The sequence below is a fragment of the Kitasatospora sp. NPDC002543 genome (assembly GCF_053594915.1).
In genome coordinates, this window is the sequence record NZ_JBSFWR010000018.1 from 57,205 (window position 1) to 74,961 (window position 17,757).

At 72.7% G+C, this 17,757-nt stretch carries 18 protein-coding genes; 10 read left to right on the plus strand and 8 right to left on the minus strand.

Going from position 1 to position 17,757, the window contains the following annotated elements:
* Nucleotides 1–537: 537 nt before the first annotated feature.
* Nucleotides 538–1,221 carry a hypothetical protein gene (locus tag ACWD4P_RS10990; protein WP_449779379.1) on the minus strand — a complete coding sequence of 228 codons (684 nt, stop codon included), beginning with the start codon at nucleotides 1,219–1,221 and terminating at the stop codon, nucleotides 538–540.
* 256 nt (nucleotides 1,222–1,477) lie between these two features.
* Between ACWD4P_RS10990 and ACWD4P_RS10995 the strand changes: the two genes are divergently transcribed.
* A complete protein-coding gene (locus ACWD4P_RS10995) occupies nucleotides 1,478–2,491 on the plus strand; it encodes a hypothetical protein (RefSeq protein ID WP_449779380.1) in 1,014 nt (337 codons plus the stop codon).
* 160 nt (nucleotides 2,492–2,651) lie between these two features.
* On the opposite strand, the gene ACWD4P_RS11000 is transcribed toward ACWD4P_RS10995, so the two are convergent.
* Together ACWD4P_RS11000 and ACWD4P_RS11005 are read right to left on the minus strand one after the other, a co-directional pair.
* Nucleotides 2,652–3,242, minus strand: coding sequence for an isochorismatase family protein (locus tag ACWD4P_RS11000; protein ID WP_359819485.1), 591 nt, complete (start codon nucleotides 3,240–3,242; stop codon nucleotides 2,652–2,654).
* Nucleotides 3,243–3,508: 266 nt separating this feature from the next.
* Nucleotides 3,509–4,849 carry a nicotinate phosphoribosyltransferase gene (locus ACWD4P_RS11005; protein WP_449779381.1) on the minus strand — a complete coding sequence of 447 codons (1,341 nt, stop codon included), beginning with the start codon at nucleotides 4,847–4,849 and terminating at the stop codon, nucleotides 3,509–3,511.
* Between the two features lie 140 nt (nucleotides 4,850–4,989).
* Here ACWD4P_RS11005 and clpS point away from each other — a divergent pair, with 140 nt between their 5' ends.
* From clpS to ACWD4P_RS11040, 7 genes are all read left to right on the plus strand, one after another.
* Complete coding sequence (gene clpS, locus ACWD4P_RS11010) at nucleotides 4,990–5,283, plus strand: ATP-dependent Clp protease adapter ClpS (RefSeq protein ID WP_049654313.1); 294 nt, start codon at nucleotides 4,990–4,992, stop codon at nucleotides 5,281–5,283.
* 130 nt (nucleotides 5,284–5,413) lie between these two features.
* Nucleotides 5,414–5,986 carry a DUF2017 domain-containing protein gene (locus ACWD4P_RS11015; RefSeq protein WP_449779382.1) on the plus strand — a complete coding sequence of 191 codons (573 nt, stop codon included), beginning with the start codon at nucleotides 5,414–5,416 and terminating at the stop codon, nucleotides 5,984–5,986.
* 210 nt (nucleotides 5,987–6,196) lie between these two features.
* On the plus strand, nucleotides 6,197–7,648 hold the full coding sequence (locus ACWD4P_RS11020; RefSeq protein WP_449779400.1) for an amino acid permease: 1,452 nt from the start codon (nucleotides 6,197–6,199) through the stop codon (nucleotides 7,646–7,648).
* 54 nt (nucleotides 7,649–7,702) lie between these two features.
* Entirely contained in the window at nucleotides 7,703–8,134 is a 432-nt protein-coding gene (locus tag ACWD4P_RS11025; protein WP_359819478.1) for a M67 family metallopeptidase, read from the plus strand.
* A 138-nt stretch (nucleotides 8,135–8,272) separates the two neighbouring features.
* The gene (locus tag ACWD4P_RS11030) at nucleotides 8,273–8,392 is read left to right on the plus strand and encodes a putative leader peptide (RefSeq protein WP_310593142.1); all 120 of its coding nucleotides are present in this window, start codon (nucleotides 8,273–8,275) and stop codon (nucleotides 8,390–8,392) included.
* 118 nt (nucleotides 8,393–8,510) lie between these two features.
* Nucleotides 8,511–8,789 (plus strand): MoaD/ThiS family protein, encoded by a 279-nt coding sequence (locus tag ACWD4P_RS11035; protein ID WP_030242903.1) that lies wholly within the window; start codon nucleotides 8,511–8,513, stop codon nucleotides 8,787–8,789.
* 97 nt (nucleotides 8,790–8,886) lie between these two features.
* Entirely contained in the window at nucleotides 8,887–9,855 is a 969-nt protein-coding gene (locus ACWD4P_RS11040) for a PLP-dependent cysteine synthase family protein (protein ID WP_359819476.1), read from the plus strand.
* A 44-nt stretch (nucleotides 9,856–9,899) separates the two neighbouring features.
* On the opposite strand, the gene ACWD4P_RS11045 is transcribed toward ACWD4P_RS11040, so the two are convergent.
* Nucleotides 9,900–10,352, minus strand: coding sequence for a type II toxin-antitoxin system PemK/MazF family toxin (locus tag ACWD4P_RS11045; protein WP_449779383.1), 453 nt, complete (start codon nucleotides 10,350–10,352; stop codon nucleotides 9,900–9,902).
* A gap of 200 nt (nucleotides 10,353–10,552) precedes the next feature.
* On the opposite strand from ACWD4P_RS11045, the gene ACWD4P_RS11050 reads away from it, so the two are divergent.
* Both ACWD4P_RS11050 and ACWD4P_RS11055 read left to right on the plus strand, forming a co-directional pair.
* Nucleotides 10,553–10,744 carry a MarR family transcriptional regulator gene (locus ACWD4P_RS11050; RefSeq protein WP_359819474.1) on the plus strand — a complete coding sequence of 64 codons (192 nt, stop codon included), beginning with the start codon at nucleotides 10,553–10,555 and terminating at the stop codon, nucleotides 10,742–10,744.
* Between the two features lie 242 nt (nucleotides 10,745–10,986).
* Nucleotides 10,987–11,733: an MBL fold metallo-hydrolase gene (locus ACWD4P_RS11055; protein WP_359819472.1), complete on the plus strand. Its 747-nt coding sequence runs from the start codon at nucleotides 10,987–10,989 to the stop codon at nucleotides 11,731–11,733.
* A 67-nt stretch (nucleotides 11,734–11,800) separates the two neighbouring features.
* Here ACWD4P_RS11055 and ACWD4P_RS11060 read toward each other — a convergent pair whose 3' ends face one another.
* The 4 genes from ACWD4P_RS11060 to ACWD4P_RS11075 form a co-directional block, all read right to left on the minus strand.
* Nucleotides 11,801–13,087 carry an LLM class flavin-dependent oxidoreductase gene (locus tag ACWD4P_RS11060; RefSeq protein ID WP_449779384.1) on the minus strand — a complete coding sequence of 429 codons (1,287 nt, stop codon included), beginning with the start codon at nucleotides 13,085–13,087 and terminating at the stop codon, nucleotides 11,801–11,803.
* On the minus strand, nucleotides 13,084–14,154 hold the full coding sequence (locus ACWD4P_RS11065; protein ID WP_449779385.1) for an LLM class flavin-dependent oxidoreductase: 1,071 nt from the start codon (nucleotides 14,152–14,154) through the stop codon (nucleotides 13,084–13,086). Before ACWD4P_RS11065 ends, ACWD4P_RS11060 begins: the two co-directional genes overlap by 4 nt.
* A 429-nt stretch (nucleotides 14,155–14,583) precedes the next feature.
* Nucleotides 14,584–15,861, minus strand: a complete 1,278-nt coding sequence (locus ACWD4P_RS11070) for a PTS transporter subunit EIIC (protein WP_359819464.1) — start codon at nucleotides 15,859–15,861, stop codon at nucleotides 14,584–14,586.
* Nucleotides 15,862–16,293: 432 nt separating this feature from the next.
* Complete coding sequence (locus ACWD4P_RS11075; RefSeq protein ID WP_359819461.1) at nucleotides 16,294–17,595, minus strand: PTS transporter subunit EIIC; 1,302 nt, start codon at nucleotides 17,593–17,595, stop codon at nucleotides 16,294–16,296.
* Between the last annotated feature and the right edge of the window lie 162 nt (nucleotides 17,596–17,757).

The window sequence follows — 17,757 nt, forward strand, 5'->3', positions numbered from 1 at the left end:
GGCTTCTCGGAAAGGGAGATGGGTTTCTGACGGTCGATCATCTGTGCTCACTCTACGGTAGGCCCTCGGTGCGCTGGGTGACCAATCCGATGGAATGCCCGGAACCCGCCGCCGCCAGGCCGGTTCCGGTGGCGACCGGGTGCGGAGCGGCGGCGGGGCGGTCGGGCGGGCGGCCGGCGAGGGCCGGCGGGGCTGTGCTGCGCGGTGGCGCGGGAGGCGTAGGTGCGAGCGAGTCGCGGCTGGTCAGAGGGGTGGGGCGGCGGTGGCTGCGGGGTGGTTGATGTGCCACCGTAGGCCCTGTGGAGGCTGGCGTCCACGCCCGGGGCGCGAACCCGCGCCCGCACAACCACCTGCACAACCGCACTCGTGATCGCGCGGGAAGATCACCACGGATGAGGGCATGGCCGTCATCACGGTGACGACCGTTCGGGGTGGGGTGGGGGCGTGCGCGGAGTGGACGCCGGCCGCGGATCGAAGCACGCCCCGGCGGCCCGATCGGGACCTGCCGGGGCGGGTGGCGGCCGGAGCGGCCGCCGGTCAGGAGGTCGTCCGGGCCTCCGTGGGGGAGATCCGGTCGGCGGCGGTGTCCCGCTCGACCTGGGTCGGGAAGGCTTCGACGGCCCGTCGCCGGGCCGACTGCGCCGCCGCGGCAGCCACGGCCGCAGCCGCCGCGGCTGCCCCGGATGCGGCCTCCTCGCGTTCGCGCCGGTGCGCCGCACCCGAGGCGTGACCGGGGGCGTGCGAACCCGAGGCGTGACCGGAGGCATGCGAACCCGGGGCATGCGAACCCGAGGCGTGCGAGCCCGGGCCGTGCCCGCCGGAGCCGTGCCCGCCGCCGGCGAGCGCCGCGGCGGCGAGTCCGCCGGCGGGCCGTCCCGCGGCCCGTCGCCGGCGGCCGAGCGCGGCCCGGGCGGCGTGTTCCTCGGCGGCCTGTCTAGCGGCCAGGTAGGCCTGGACGGCGGCCATGCCGTAGACGGGCTGGATGAGCTGGTGTCCCTTGAAGAAGGGTCTGGCCGGGGCGAACCCGGCGGCGACCACGAGGTCGCGGATCTCTGCTATCTCGGCCTCACTGCGCGCGGTGAAGCGGACCTCCCAGCCCTTCTTGTACGTATGCCCCTTCTCGCCGCTTCGGCGGGCGGGGTCCGGGCGGCGGACGTATCCGGGCAGGCGGCCGAGGCGGAGCTGGGCCGCGCGGAGGCCGGCGGTCTCGTCACGTGACATGACGTAAGCCTAGGCAATCCCCGGGGCCGGATTGACGCCTTGGGGGTCCCTCGCCGTATGCCTTTGGTCACTCTGGGTCAGGCGACCAGGTCGCCGATCGTTTTCGATCACATATGACAACCTGATGAGCGTCAATTACTCCAAATGAGTGAGGGTATGAGGACTTTAGTGCGGGCTGATCCCGGTTTCGCGACGGTTGAGTAACAGTGCGTCAGGGTCCCGGTCGCAGGTCCTGACGGGCGGGGATGGTGTCGGCATGAGCTACCGGATTCCGTCGCCGCCGCCGTCCCTGGAGGAGCTGGCGAAGCGTCAACAGAACGTCGTCACCGCGAGCCAGTTGCGGGCCCGGGGCGTGCCGGCCCGGATCATCACCGAGCACTGCCGCCGGGGCGGCCCCTGGCAGCGGGTGCTGCCCCGGGTCTATCTCCTGCAGGCCGCCGAGCCCACCCCGGAGCAGCGGATGTGGGCCGCGCTGCTGTACGCCGCGCAGAACGGCCGTGAGGAGGGCCGCCGGGAGGGTGCGGTGATCACCGGTGCGGCCGCGCTGGCGCTGTACGGATTCACCGTCGTGCCCCGGCTGCCCGCGGTGACCGGGGTGGACGTCCTGGTGCCCCGGCAGCGCCGGCTGAAGGACGCCGGCGAGGTGCGGATCCGGCGCACCGAACGGGAGTTGGTGGCCCGCTCGGTGCACGGCCTGGCCTGTGCGCCGGTGGCCAGGGCGGTCGCCGACGCGCTGGTCGAGTGGACGGCCGGTCCGGTCGGTCCGGGAGGTTCGGCGCCGGTGCGCGAGGTGCTGCGGGAGGCGGTCTCCCGGCCCGAGGACCGTTGCACGGTAGGGGAGTTGGTGGCGGAGCTGACCGACTCCGGACTGACCGGTGAGCCCCGGGTGCGGGCCGCATTGGACGAACTGATCGCCACCGAGCGGGACTTGGCGCTGGAGCGGATCGGCCGCCTGGCGGACGAGTGGCTGCTGCCGGCCCCGCTGAACGCCCCCGAGCTGCGGATGCGCGGAGGCACGTACATCGCCGTCCCGGACCTCTACTGGCCGGAGCGGGGTGTCGCGGTGGAGGTGGACTCGGAGCTGCGCAGCGTGAGCGAGGGGGAGGCCGCCTGGGTGCGCGGCGGCCAGCACCGGATGGAGTACCTGGGCATCCGGGTGGTGTACGTCTCCGGAGCCCGGCTGGCCGAGGACCCGGACGTGGTCGGCGGCGAACTGCGCGAGGCCTACCGGATCGGGGGGACGGACGTGGTGGAGCTGCTGGTGGTCTGAGCGCGGCCCCGAGACGGCGGGCCGCCCCCGCGCCGCGAACGCCCCCCCACTCCCCGCGGCACCCACTCCCCGCGGCACCCACGCGCCGCGAAACCCACACCACGACGCACGCGCCGCGAAACCCACGCACCGCGCCCCCGCAGCCGGCCCCCCGGAGTCGTTACGAACGGACCACCGGCTCGCCGACCAGCTCGACCCCGGCCGCCCGCAGCTCCGCCAGCGCGGCGGCGGTGGTCTCCGCGGCGACCCCGGCGGTGAGGTCCAGCAGCACGCGGGTGGTGAAGCCGGCCCGGGCGGCGTCCAGGGCGGTCGCCCGGACGCAGTGGTCGGTGGCGATGCCGACCACGTCGACCTCGTCGACCTGTCGTTCGCGCAGCCACTCCACCGGGCCGCGGCCGTTCTCGTCCAGCCCCTCGAAGCCGCTGTACGCCGCCGAGCGGGCGCCCTTGTCGAAGACCGCCTCGACCGCGCCGGAGATGACGGAGGGCGCGAAGTTGGGGTGGAAGCCGACGCCTTCGGTGCCGGCCACGCAGTGCGGCGGCCAGCTGTCGACGTAGTCCGGCTCGTCCGAGAAGTGGTCGCCCGGGTCGATGTGGTGGTCGCGGGTGGCGAGGACGTGCCGGTATCCGGGGGAGGACTCGGCGATCAGGTCGGTGATGGCGGCGGCCACCTCGGCGCCGCCGGCGACGGCCAGGCTGCCGCCCTCGCAGAAGTCGTTCTGCACGTCGACGACGATCAGTGCCCGGTGCATGACGTGACTCGCATCCTCGGATCTCGGGGGCCCGCGGGAGGCGGCGCCCCGGTGGGGGAGCCCTCGGGGGTGCGCGGCCCGGTCGTGCCGGGCGCGGGGGGTCCTCGGGGAGCTCCGGGGGAACTCGGGAACTCTACGGCTGACTCTAGGGAGTGGCGCGCGGGGGCGGAAGCCCCGTGGCGGGTCTTCGGGCCCGTGTCCGCGCGGGGTGTGCGGGACGGAGCCCGGGACCGGATCCGAACCGCCGGACCGGCCCCGGGCTCCGGTCAGTGGGCCGGGTCGGCGGGCAGGACCAGCTCGGTCGGCAGTACCGGGTCGCCCTTGGAGAGCTGGGTCGCCGACAGGGGCAGTGCGGCGCGGGCGCGCACGTGCCGGTCGCGGGCGGCGTTCAGCGGCTCCCGGCCGACGGTCTCGCCGTCCAGGACGAGCGGCACCTGCACCAGGTGCGGCCGCAGTTCGTCCGGGACGGGTCCGGTGCCGACGACCTCGGCCTCGGCGACGCCGTCGGCGTCGGCGTCGGGCCGGCGGGCCGCCCACTTGCGGCCGCCGATGCTGGTCTTGCCGCCGGCCGCGCGCTTGGCGACCGGCACCAGCGGGCCGCCGTCGGTCTCGGCCCGGGCGACCAGCTTGTAGACCATCGCGCAGGTGGGGTGGCCGCTGCCGGTGACCAGGCTGGTGCCGACGCCGTAGCCGTCCACCGGGGCGGCGGCCAGGGCGGCGATCGCGTACTCGTCCAGGTCGGAGGTGACGATGATCCTGGTCCGGTCGGCGCCGAGGTCGTCCAGCTGGCGGCGGACCCGGTGGGCCAGCAGGGTGAGGTCGCCGGAGTCGATCCGGACGGCGCCCAGCTCGGGGCCGGCCACCTCGACGGCGGTGCGCACGGCCTCGGGCAGGTCGAAGGTGTCGACCAGCAGGGTGGTGCCCTTGCCCATGGAGGCGATCTGCGCCGTGAAGGCGTCCCGTTCGCTGTCGTGCACGAGGGTGAAGGCGTGGGCGGCGGTGCCGGTGGTCGGGATGCCGTGGGTGAAGCCGGCCTCCAGGTCGGAGGTGGCGGCGAAGCCGGCCACGTAGGCCGCCCGGGCGGCGGAGACGGCGGACTGCTCGTGGGCCCGGCGGGCGCCCATCTCGATCACCGGGCGGCCGCCGGCGGCGGCGGTCATCCGGGAGGCGGCGGCCGCGATGGCCGAGTCGTGGTTGAGGATCGAGAGGATCACCGTCTCCAGGATCACGGCCTCGGCGAAGCTGCCCTCGACGGTGAGCAGCGGGGAGCCGGGGAAGTAGACCTCGCCCTCGGGGTAGCCGTGGATGTCGCCGCGGAAGCGGTAGTCGGCGAGGAAGCGCAGGGTGTCCTCGTCGACCACGTCCTGGTCGGCCAGCCAGTCCAGCTGGGGGGTGGTGAAGCGGAAGTTCTCGACGGCGTCCAGCACCCGGCCGGTGCCGGCCACGACGCCGTAGCGGCGACCGCTGGGCAGGCGGCGGGTGAACACCTCGAAGACGGAGCGGCGGTGCGCGGCCCCGCTGCGCAGGGCGGCCTGCAGCATGGTGAGCTCGTAGCGGTCGGTGAGCAGCGCGGTCGAGCCGGCCGCGCGCACTGAAGTGGCGTCCATGCGGATGATGCTACTACCACTTAGCGTCAGAGTGACGATTTCTCGTGGAGCGTGCCGGGCCGGAATCGCCCGGCTGTCCCCCGGATGGCAGCATGGGGCGTGAGGGGTTACGGACGACTGTGCAGCGAGGAGGACCCGGCGTGAGCGTCGCGCCCGTGGAGATCGAGCGCCCGGAGGTCGAAGGGGTACCGGTGACCGAACCGGACACGCCCTGGGTGACCATCGTGCACAACGACCCGGTGAACCTGATGAGCTACGTCCAGTACGTCTTCCAGGCCTACTTCGGCTACCCGAAGGACAAGGCCCGGAAGCTGATGATGGACGTCCACACCAAGGGCCGGGCGGTGGTCTCCAGCGGCTCCCGCGAGGAGATGGAGCGCGACGTCCAGGCGATGCACGGCTACGGCCTCTGGGCGACGCTGCAGCACGACTGACGCCGGGCCGGCCCGTGCCGGCTGGGCGGGCGCCGGCGCGACCGGCGCAGGAGCGGCCGGCGCCGGCCCGATGGGTGCCGGACCGCCGGCCGTACGACCGAAGACGACGAAGACGGGCTGACCGATACAGATGGCTGGGTTGTTCGAGAGCACCGGCGGTGGCGGCGCGGCGATCGCGCTGGACGAGTGGGAGGCCTCCATCCTGCGCTCGCTGGAAGTGCAGTTGCTGGAGCTGATCGGCCCCGGTCCGGGCGGGGCCGGTGACGACCCGCTGGCCGCGCTGTTCGCCGAGGGCCCGACCGAGGCGCCGGCCGACCCGGTGCTGGCCCGGTTCTTCCCGGACGCCTACGGCGACCCGGGGAAGCCGGAGGACGAGGAGTCCAGGGTCGCGTCCGGGGAGTTCCGCCGTTTCACCGAGCTGGACCTGCGGGCCCGCAAGCGGGACGACGCGCTGTTCGTCGTCCGGGCGCTGGACGGGCTCGGCGACGGCGGGGTGCTCAAGCTGGCCGCGCCCGACTGCCCGCGCTGGCTGGGTGCGCTGAACGACCTGCGGCTGGCCGTGGGTGTCCGGCTGGAGGTCACCGAGGACGACGAGGACGGCCTCTACGAGCTGCCGGACGGTGACGAGCGCAAGCCGCTGGTGATGGCGTACCTGTGGCTGGGCGCCCTGCAGGAGTCGCTGCTGGAGGCGATCGCGGACTGATCCTGCCCGCTTTCGGGCAAGCCCCGGCCGTTTTGTCCAGGATGTGGACGATCAGCCGGGGCATTTCTTATGAAAATCGGGCAAACCATGCCAGGTCATGCTCAAATAACGCTCAGATGGACACCGCTATCCGAACCTCGCGTGGTACGACTTCTCCACCCCCGAGACCGACCAGGACGGTGCACAGTGGTCGAGAAGTCGTACGACGAAATGGTCGACAATTCACCCGACGCGGAGGGCTACGAGCGCGGGCTCGGCAGCCGCCAGATCCAGATGATCGCCATCGGCGGCGCGATCGGCACCGGCCTGTTCCTCGGCGCCGGCACCGCGATCTCCCGCTCCGGCCCGAGCCTGATCCTCTCCTACGCCGTGGCCGGCCTGGTGATCTTCGTGATCATGCGGGCCCTCGGCGAACTGCTCACCTACCGCCCGGTCTCCGGCAGCTTCGCCGAGTACGCCCGGGAGTTCCTCGGCCCCTTCGCCGGCTACGTGACCGGCTGGACGTACTGGCTGTTCTGGGTCGTCACCGGAATGGCGGAGACCACCGCAGCCGCGGTCTACGTGCGGTTCTGGGCGCCCGACATACCGCAGTGGATCAGCGCGCTGACCTTCCTGGTCCTGCTCTACGCGGCCAACCTGATCTCGGTGAAGCTGTTCGGCGAGATCGAGTTCTGGTTCTCCATGGTCAAGGTCACCGCCATCATCGGCATGATCCTGATCGGCGTCGGAGTGCTCACCCTCGGCTTCAGCAAGGCCGGTGACACCGCCTCACTCGGCCACCTCTGGCAGGACGGCGGCTTCTTCCCCCAGGGCATCGGCTCCACCGTGATGACCCTTCAGATCGTCATGTTCGCCTACCTGGGCGTCGAACTCGTCGGCGTCACCGCGGGCGAGAGCGAGAACCCCGAGAAGACCCTGCCGCGGGCCATCAACACCCTGCCCTGGCGGATCATGCTGTTCTACATCGGCGCCCTGGTGGTCATCCTCTCCCTCGTGCCGTGGACCGAATTCCAGCCCGGCGTCAGCCCGTTCGTCGCCGCCTTCGGCAAGATCGGCATCCCGGCGGCAGCCGGCATCATCAACTTCGTGGTGCTCACCGCCGCGCTCTCCTCCTGCAACTCCGGGATGTACTCCACCGGCCGGATGCTGCGCGACCTCGCGCTCAGCGGCCAGGCCCCGGGACGGCTGACCAAGCTCAACACCCGCCGCACCCCGGCCTTCGCGATCACCGTCTCCAGCCTGCTGATGGGCCTCGGCGTGGTGCTCAACTACCTCGTCCCGGCACGGGCGTTCGAGTACATCACCTCCGTCGCCACGGTCTGCGGGCTGTGGACCTGGGCGATGATCCTGATCTCCCAGATCCGCTACCGCCGGGCCTGGCAGGCCGGACGGCTGCCGGCGCCCACCTTCAAGGCGCCCGGCGGCGCCTGGGTCAGCGGGGCCGCGCTCGCCTTCCTCGCCCTGGTCGTGGTGCTCATCGGGCTGGACCGGGACAACCGGATCTCGCTGTTCGTCTTCCCGTGCTGGGCGCTGCTGCTGGTGATCGGCTACCAGGTGCTCAAGCGCCGCGACCCGCGGGCCCTCCACGGCGGCACGCCGGCCCGGGAGCCCGTCGGGGAGGGGACCGCGGACGCCCCCGGCGGGAACGTGGACACCCGCTGACCGCACCTCGGACACCACCGCGGACGGCCGTCGGGCCGTGGCTATCCTGACCGCATGCTGACCATCACCCGAGAACTCCGCGACCGGATCGTGGCCCACGCCCGCGCCGACCACCCGGACGAGGCCTGCGGCGTGGTCGCCGGACCGGCCGGCAGCGGCCGCCCCGAGCGGTTCGTCCCGATGCTCAACGCCGCCCGCTCGCCCACCTTCTACGAGTTCGACTCGGGCGACCTGCTCAAGCTCTACCGCGAGATGGACGACCGGGACGAGGAGCCGGTGATCGTCTACCACTCGCACACCGCCACCGAGGCCTACCCCTCGCGCACCGACGTGAGCTACGCCTCCGAGCCGTTCGCCCACTACGTGCTGGTCTCCACCGCCGAGGGCAACGACGAGGGGGACCCGTACCAGTTCCGCTCGTTCCGCATCGTGGACGGCGAGATCACAGAGGAAGACGTGCAGGTCGTCGAGGCCTACCCGGCCTGACCGGCACCCCCGCGGACCCGGCCCGCCGCCCCTCCCCGAGGGGCGGCGGGCCTCCGCCGTCTCAGCCCTGGGAACGGAAACATCCGGATCCCGAGACGGGCATGTCGGAGCGGGACCGGGAATCTATACGATGAGTCCATGCGTTCCGTCGATGTGAGCACTCAGGCCCCGGGCACCCGCCTCGTGGCGCGCCTGCACATCGACCTGTGCCGGCACGCCGGTGCGATCTGTCCCGGCACGCCCGCGCGCTCGCGCTGAGAGCCGCTTCACCACCCCACCCGGGCCCGCCGCCCCGGCGACGCCGGGCCCGGGCGCCCGCCCGCCCCGCCGCGTCCGCCGCGGCCACCCACTCCACGACCCGCACAGGAGCGCACTCATGGCCATCGAGGTCCGCATCCCGACCATCCTCCGCACCTACACCGACGGCGCCAAGGCCGTCGAGGGCAACGGCAGCAACCTCGGGGAACTCTTCACCGACCTCGACGCCCGCCACCCGGGCATCGCCGCCCGACTGGTCGAGGGCGGCGAACTGCGCCGCTTCGTCAACGTCTACCTGAACGACGAGGACGTCCGCTTCCTGGAGGGCATCTCCACCGCCCTCGCCGACGGCGACAGCGTCACCATCCTGCCCGCCGTGGCCGGCGGCGCCCGCTGACCTCCCGGTTCCCCCGCCGGATCCCCGCGGCACGGCGGGGGAACCGACCCGGGGGAACCGCCCCCGCCACCCTCACCGCCCCGGCCGGAGGCCTCCCTTGCGTTACGACAGTCCGCTCGAAGCCGTCGGCAACACCCCGCTGGTCCGCCTGCCGCGGCTGTCCGCCGCCGTCCCCGGCAACGACGAGGGCCTGGTGCGCCTCTGGGCCAAGCTGGAGGACCGCAACCCCACCGGCTCGATCAAGGACCGCCCGGCCCTGCACATGATCGAGCGCGCCGAGGCCGACGGCCGGCTCACCCCCGGCTGCACCGTCCTGGAGCCCACCAGCGGCAACACCGGCATCTCGCTGGCCATGGCCGCCAAGCTCAAGGGCTACCGGATGGTCTGCGTGATGCCCGAGAACACCAGCGAGGAACGGCGCGAACTGCTCCGCATGTGGGGCGCCGAGATCATCCCCTCCCCGGCGGCGGGCGGCTCCAACACCGCCGTCCGGATCGCCAAGGAGATCGCCGCCGAGCACCCCGACTGGGTCATGCTCTACCAGTACGGCAACCCCGACAACGCGGGCGCCCACTACACCGGCACCGGCCCCGAGATCCTCGCCGACCTGCCGACCGTCACCCACTTCGTGGCCGGCCTCGGCACCACCGGCACCCTGATGGGCGTCGGCCGCTACCTGCGCGAGAAGGTCCCCGGCGTGAAGATCGTCGCCGCCGAACCGCGCTACGACGACCTGGTGTACGGGCTGCGCAACCTGGACGAGGGCTTCGTCCCCGAGCTGTACGACGCCGAGGTGCTCACCACCCGCTTCTCGGTCGGCTCCGCCGACGCCGTCCGCCGCACCCGCGAACTCCTCCAGCAGGAGGGCATCTTCGCGGGCGTCTCGACCGGCGCCATCCTGCACGCGGCGATCGGCGTCGGGCGTAAGGCGGCGGCAGCCGGGGAGCGCGCGGACATCGTCTTCGTGGTCGCCGACGGCGGCTGGAAGTACCTGTCCACCGGCATCTACACCGCCGAGTCCACCGAGGCCGCGGTCGAGGCCCTGCAGGGCCAGCTCTGGGCGTGACGCCCCGGCGCCCCTGACGGGGGCGGCGCTCCGGGCCCGACGCCTCAGCGGCTCTGGACGGTCCGCCGGGCCCGGGCCCAGACCTGCCCGTCCAGCGTGCCGGCCCGGCGGCGGAACTCCGACAGCGGCACCTCGCGCAGCTCGTCGGTCTCCAGCCAACTGGCCCGGCCCTGCCGGTTGCCCACCGTGCCGGGCGGCAGCGGCAGCACGCCCGGGCGCTCGGTGTGGTGCTTGCTGGTGATCTTCGCGACGGTGGCGGTCCGGCCGTGCACCCGCAGCACCAGGCACGGGCGGTCCTTGGAGCCGGGGCCGTCCTCGAACGGCACCTGAGCCCACCAGATCTCCTGCGGCCGCGGGCCCGGGCCCGTCCGCGGTCGCGGGCCGGCGGGCCGTGGGCCGGTCGGGCGCGTGCGCCGCACCAGCGCCGCGACGGCGGCGGCCGACAGCGCGATGCCGAGCAGCGCCAGGACGATCCACGTGGCGGTCATGGCGTTCATGCGGCGAACCGTACCGGGCCCGCGGCGGAGGCCACCACCGTGCGGGCCGTGACAGTCGGGCATTTGTCCGCGGGTTGCTCCCGGTTCGTCACGGTCCTGCCACAATGCCCGTTCTGTGCCCGGAGTTCGGCCCGAAGCCCCGACCGGCCCGGCCAGGCTGCGTCACGAACGCCCGCCGCCGTCCCCCCGGAGGTGCCCTCGTGACCAGTGGCCCCGAGCTGTGGTCCTACGCCGAGATCGCCCGCCACATCAACGTCCGGCCCGCGACCGTCCGCAGCTACCGCCGGCACCGGCTGCTGCCCGATCCGGACGTGATCAACGGCAGCGGCCACCCGAGGTGGTACCCGTTCACCATCCGCGCCTGGGCCCGGAACCGGCCCCGGCGCCGCTGATCCCGGCCCGTCAACCGGCCGCGCACCCGCCCCGGGCGTTCTGGTGATTCCGCCCACAGCCCGGCACGGGGACGGGGGCAAAGTGCCGCTCCGCCCTTACCCTCGACACACCAACGCAGTGCTACCGGCCGGTCCACCGGGTCCGGCCTGCCGTTTTCCATGCTGTCCTGCACGCTTCCCGTGGAGGACGGCGATGCCGTTTTCCAACAGCAGCCAGGATGTGTCGGGGCGGAGGGGCTCGGATGAAACTGACCGTGGTGGGGTGCTCGGGGAGCTTCCCGGCCGCCGACTCGCCCTGCTCCAGCTACCTGGTCGAGGCCGAGGGCTACCGCGTCGTCCTCGACCTCGGCAACGGAGCGCTCGGCGCCCTGCAGAAGTACACCGGCCTCTACGACGTCGACGCCGTCCTGCTCAGCCACCTGCACGCCGACCACTGCGTCGACCTGTGCGCCTACTGGGTGGCCCGCAACTACCGCGCCGAGGGCTGCCCCGAACTGCTGCCCGTGTACGGCCCGGCCGGCACCGCCGAGCGGCTCGCCCGCGCCTACGACATGCCGGAGAACCCCGGGATGAAGGAGGTGTTCGAGTTCCGCACCCTCACGCCCGGCAGCTTCGAGCTCGGCCCGTTCCGGATCGGCGTCGCCCAGGTCAACCACCCCGTCGACGCCTTCGCCTTCCGGGTGGAGCACGACGGCCGCTCGCTGGTCTACAGCGGGGACACCGGTGAGAGCGCCGAACTCGTCGAACTCGCCCGCGACACCGACCTGTTCCTCTGCGAGGCCGCGTACATCGACGGGCGCGACACCTACCAGGCCGTCCACCTCAACGGCCGCGAGGCGGGCGAGCACGCCGCGGCGGCCGGCGCCCGCCGGCTCGTCCTCACCCACATCCCGCCGTGGACCGACGCCGAGCGCAACCGGCGGGACGCCGCGGACGCCTACCCGGGGCCGGTCGAGGTCGCCCGGGCCGGCGCGGTGTACGAGGTCTGAGCAGGTCGGCGGGGTACCGGGTGGCACCCCGCCGCCGCGCCCGGCGTTCCGGGCGGGCCCCGGACGTTCAGCGCCGCCCGGGGAGGGGCAGACCGAGGTGGTCGCGCAGGGTCGGGCCGGTGTAGTCGGTGCGGAACACCCCGCGCTCCTGGAGCAGCGGGACGACCCGGTCGACGAACTCGTCCAGGCCGCCGGGGGTGAGGTGCGGGACGAGGATGAAGCCGTCGGCCGCGTCGTTCTGCACGAAGTGGTCGATCTGCGCGGCGACGGTGGCGGGCGATCCTATGAAGGACTGCCGGCCGGTCAGCTCGATCACCAGCTCGCGGCTGGTCAGCTTCTTCTCCGCGGCCACCGCCCGCCACCGCCGTGCGACGGCCACCGGGTCGCCGTGCCGGACCCTGCCCTGGACCAGCGCGCTGTCCGGGTCGGGGTCGACGGCCGGCAGCGGACCGTCCGGGTCGTGGTCGGACAGGTCGACGCCCCAGACCTGCTCCAGGAAGGCGATCGCGGTCCGCGGGCCGACCTGGGCCCGGCGGATCCCGTGGGCCCGCTCGGCCGCCTCGGCGTCGGTGTCGCCGACGACGAAGGTGGCCCCGGGCATGATCTTCAGCTCGTCCGGCTTGCGTCCGTACGCGGCGAGCCGGCGCTTGACGTCGGCGTGGAAGGCTTGGCCCTCGGTGAGAGTGGAGTGCCGGGAGAAGACCACGTCGGCGGTGGCGGCGGCGAACTCGCGTCCCTCGTCGGAGTCCCCGGCCTGGATCACCACCGGGTGGCCCTGCGGCGGGCGCGGCAGCGAGAGCCGGCCCTCGACCTCGAACTGCGGGCCGGAGTGCCGGACGGGCTCCTCCTCCGCGTCCCAGAACTCCCGTGCCAGCTGGACGAATTCGGCGGCCCGGGTGTAGCGGTCGGCACGGTCCAGGTAGCCGCCGCGGCGGAAGTTCTCCCCGGTGAAGGCGTCCGAGGAGGTGACCACGTTCCAGGCCGCGCGGCCGCCGGAGAGGTGGTCCAACGAGGCGAAGCGGCGGGCGAGTTCGTACGGCTCGTTGAAGGTCGCGTTGACGGTGGCGGCCAGTCCGAGCCGTTCGGTGACGGCGGCCAGCGCGTTCAGCACGGTGAGCGACTCGGGGCGGCCGACCACGTCGAGGTCGTGGATCAGGCCCTTGGTCTCGCGCAGCCGCAGTCCCTCGGCGAGGAAGAAGAAATCGAACTTCCCGCGTTCGGCGGTCTGCGCGAGGTGGCGGAAGGAGGAGAACTCGATGTGGCTGCCGGCGGCCGGGTCGCTCCACACCGTGGTGTTGTTGACGCCGGGGAAGTGCGCGGCGAGGTGGATCTGCTTGAGCGGTCGGTCCGTCATCGGGTCACCTCGGCGAGGGCGGGGGAAGCGGGGGAAGCGGGGGAATCGGTGGGGGAGGCGGGGCGGGTGGCGTAGCGGCTGGCCGGGCGGGCCAGGCCGAGGTGGTCGCGCAGGGTGCGGCCGGTGTACTCGGCGCGCAGCAGCCCGGCGGCGCGCAGGGCGGGGGCGATCCGGTCGGCCAGTGCGGCCAGGTCGCGCGGCGGGTCGGCGGGCGTGAGGTGGAAGCCGTCGACGCCGTCGCCGGTCGAGGTGAGCTCGGCGAGCAGCCGCTCGTCGGCGGCGCGGTCGGGCAGGGCGGACAGGGCCGGGCCGAGCCGGGCGAGGATGCGCAGGTTCTCTCCGGACCGCAGCCGCAGCTCGGTGGCGGCGGTCAGCCGGGTCGCGCGGTCGGGGGCGTCGAGCAGGACGACGTCGGCGTGCCGGATCGCGGCGGCGACCCGGGCGCGCCCGCCGGGGGAGGCGTCCGGCGCGAGGTCGGCGGCGCCGACGGGCAGGGCGACCACCGGGCGGCCCTGCGGCGGGCGCGGGGTGATGGACGGGCCGCGGACGGAGAAGTGCGGGCCCTCGAAGTCGATGTGGTGCAGCTTGTCTCGGTCGACGAAGCGGCCGGTGGCGGTGTCGCGGATCTCCGCGTCGTCCTCCCAGCTGTCCCAGAGCCGGGCGGCCACCTCGACGGCGTCGGCGGCCTCGGCCCAGAGCTCGTCCTCGGCGGCGACCGGCCGGCGGCCGAAGGCCCGGGCCTCGGCCTCGGTGGCGGAGACGCCGACCAGCCAGCCGGCCCGGCCCTCGCTCGCCCAGTCCAGGGTGTTGACCGAGATCGAGGTGTGGAAGGGCTCGGTGTGGGTGGTGGTGACGGTCGGCACCAGCCCGACCCGGTCGGTGAGCGGGGCGATCCGGGCGAGGGCGGCGAGCGCGTCGGGGCGGCTCGGCGCGGCGGCGAAGGAGTCGTCGAGGGTGACGAAGTCCAGGGTGGCCCGTTCGGCGAGGCGGGCCAGGTAGGCGTAGTGCCCGGCGTCGAGGTGGCCGGGGCTGTCGAGGGCGGCGGACAGGTGCAACTGGCGGGGCATGGTGAGCCTGACTTCCTCGTGCGGACGCGTGCGGTCGCGGGCGGCCGCGCCCGGACACCGGCGCGGCTGTGCGGGGGGCACGGCTGCGCGGGTGCGCGGCGCGGGTCGGAGCGCGGTGGCGGCCCGGGGGCGGAGCCCGTACGGGCGGGGGGATGGAACCGGCGCCGGGCGGGTCGTCAGCCGGGCGGCGGCGGGGGAACGGTCAGCTCAGCCGCGACACGCCGCGGACCACACACGACCGAAGTCGATGTGGCTGCGGGTGACCAGCGGGCACGAGGCGTTCACCGCTTCAGTTGACCAGGGCCTCCGTCGGTTCGTCAACCGTCGTTCCCGCGGCACACCCGGGCCCGGGCACGCCGAAGGCCCCGCCCCGCCGCTGGGGGAGCAGCGGCGGGGCGGGGCCTTCGGGGAGGGGCGGTGACGCGGGCGTCAGGCCTTGGTGACGTCCTCGATCTCGTCGTCGTCCTCGCGACCGGGGGTCTTGAGGTCGAACTTGGTGATCGCGAAGCGGAACAGGAAGTAGTAGACCGCGGCGAAGACCAGGCCGAGCGGGATGATCATCCACGGGTCGGTGGCCTTGTTCCAGGCCAGCGCGTAGTCGATCAGGCCGCCGGAGAAGGTGAAGCCGTCGTGCACGCCGAGCGCCCAGGTGACGGTCATCGAGACGGCGGTGAGCACCGCGTGGATGACGTACAGGATCGGGGCGATGAAGACGAAGGCGAACTCGATCGGCTCGGTGACACCGGTGACGAAGGAGGTCAGGGCCAGCGAGACCATCATGCCGGTGACGGCCTTGCGGCGGTGCGCCTTGGCGGAGTGGGCGATGGCCAGCGCGGCGGCGGGCAGCGCGAACATCATGATCGGGTAGAAGCCCGACATGAACTGTCCGGCGGTCGGGTCGCCGGCGAAGAAGCGGGTCAGGTCGCCGTGCACGACGGTGCCGTCGGGCTTGGTGAAGTCACCGGTCTGGAACCAGGCGAAGGAGTTCACGAACTGGTGCATGCCGACCGGCAGCAGACCGCGGTTGACCAGGCCGAACGCGCCGGCACCGAACGCGCCGGCACCGATCAGGGTGTCGTTCAGGCTCTTGATGGCGTCGCCGATCGGGCCCCAGGCCAGACCGAAGAAGACGCCGATGCCGGTGCCGACGAAGGCCATCAGGATCGGGACGAGGCGGCGGCCGTTGAAGAAGCCGAGCCAGTCGACCAGCCTGGTGCGGTGGTACTTCTGCCAGAGCACCGCGGCCAGGAGACCGATCACGATGCCGCCGAGCACGCCGGGGTTCTGGTAGGTCGGGGGGACCCACTTGCCGTCGGCGATGTGGCCCTCGGCGATCGGGAACGCGGTGAGCACGTTCTTGTAGACCAGGAAGCCGACGAGGGCGGCGAGGGCGGTGGAGCCGTCGGCCTTCTTGGCGAAGCCGATCGCGATGCCGACCGCGAAGAGCAGCGGCAGGTTGTCGAAGACCCCGTTGCCGGCGGTCAGGAAGACCGAGGCGACCTTGTTCCAGCCGAGGCCGTCCTTGCCGAACACGTCGTCCTGGCCGAGACGCATCAGCAGACCGGCGGCGGGGAGCACCGCGATGGGCAGCTGGAGGCTGCGACCGATCTTCTGCAGACCCTGGAGGAGGTTCTGGCCGAACTTCTTGGCGGGGCTTGGCGTGGCCGGAGCCGTAGCGGGCGCCGGTGCCTGCTCAGACTGACTCATGGGGGTGGGTTCCTAACGGCATGGCGGTCGGTCGGGGGGACGGCACAGGGGGCCAACCGCGAACTGGTCTACACCACACGTGGTGTAGACCAGTTTTGTAGCACGGGTGGAGAAGTCGAGGAACCCCGGAAAGCGCCGTGGCCGGGAAGCGCTATGAAATCGAAACCTACTTACCGAATGGCGATCATGGTATCCGCCGTGATTGGGACTTTGGCCGATCGCGCAACAAAATCGATTTTGGCTAATCGCGCAACAAAAACACAGCGTGCCCCGTCGGATGCGTTGGGCCAGGGTCTGACGGGGGTCGGGCCAGGGCTGGGGCGGTGCCGGGCCTGGTTCGGGCCCGCGGCGGCGGCCTTTCGGAAATGCCGACGGCCCCCGGACCGGTGGGTCCGGGGGCCATTGCCGGGATAACCCGGGCGGCGCTCCGTTTCAGGCCTTGGTGACGTCCTCGACCTCGGCCTCGTCCTCCCGCCCCGGTGTTTTCAGGTTGAATTTGACGATGATGAACCGGAAGAGCGCGTAGTACACGGCGGCGAAGCAGAGACCGATCGGGATGATCAGCCACGGCTTGGTGGCGAGCCCCCAGTTGATCACGTAGTCGATCAGGCCGGCCGAGAAGCTGAACCCGTCGTGCACCCCGAGCCCCCAGGTCACCGCCATCGAGGCGCCGGTCAGCAGGGCGTGCACGGCGTACAGCGCCGGGGCGATGTAGGCGAAGGAGTACTCGATCGGCTCGGTGACGCCCGTCACGAAGGAGGTCAGGCCGACCGAGAGCATCAGGCCGTAGATCTCCTTGCGCCGGTGCGGCTTCGCCGAATGGGCGATCGCGAGCGCGGCGGCCGGCAGCGCGAACATCATGATCGGGAAGAAGCCGGACTGGAACTGGCCGGCCGTCGGGTCGCCCGCCAGGAAGCGCGGGATGTCGCCGTGCACGATCGTGCCGTCCGGCTTGACGAACTCCCCGAACTGGAACCAGACGAAGGTGTTCAGCAGCTGGTGCATGCCGATCAGCAGCAGCGCGCGGTTGAACAGGCCGAAGATGCCGGCGCCGCCCGCACCCAGGTCGGAGAGGTTCTGCGAGAAGTCGTTCAGGCCGCGGCCGATCGGGGGCCAGACCCAGAGCGCCAGCACGGCGACGACCAGGCCCACCAGGGCGGTGATCATCGGCACCAGGCGGCGGCCGTTGAAGAAGCCGAGCCAGTCGACCAGCCTGGTGCGGTGGAACCGGACCCACAGCCAGGCCGACAGCAGGCCGATCAGGATGCCGCCCAGCACGCCCGGGTTCTGGTACGTCGCGGCCGCGGCCTTCGCCGAGGAGTAGCTCACGCACTGGCCGGTCCAGGCGTCCGGGACGAGGGCCGTCCCCGCCGGGCAGCTCTCCGGGAAGGCGTGCAGGACCTTGTAGTAGACCAGGAAGCCGACCACGGCGGCGAGCGCCGTCGAGCCGTCCGCCTTCTTCGCCATGCCGATCGCGACGCCGACGCAGAACAGCATCGGCAGGCCGAAGGAGGAGTCGAGCAGCGCGCCGCCGGCGGAGGCGAAGACCTTCGCGACGTTGTTCCAGCCGAGGCCGTCCTTGCCGAACACGTCCGGCTGGCCGAGCCGGTTGAGGATGCCCGCGGCGGGAAGCACCGCCACCGGTAGCTGCAGGGAGCGGCCCATCTTCTGGAGGCCGCCGTAGAAGGTGTGCCACCACGTGGTCCGCGGGGCCGTGGCGCCTGCCGAACTCATCCTTCGCCCTCCGAGAGCAGTTGCCGGCCGGAGGTCCCCTGCGGGACCCTCGGGCGGGGCCCGGGAACACCCGGGGCCGTTCCCGCGTTCCTCGGAGTACACATATATTGGTGTAGACCACTTGAACGCAGGCCGCACTCCGAGGGCGGGAACCCCGCTGAT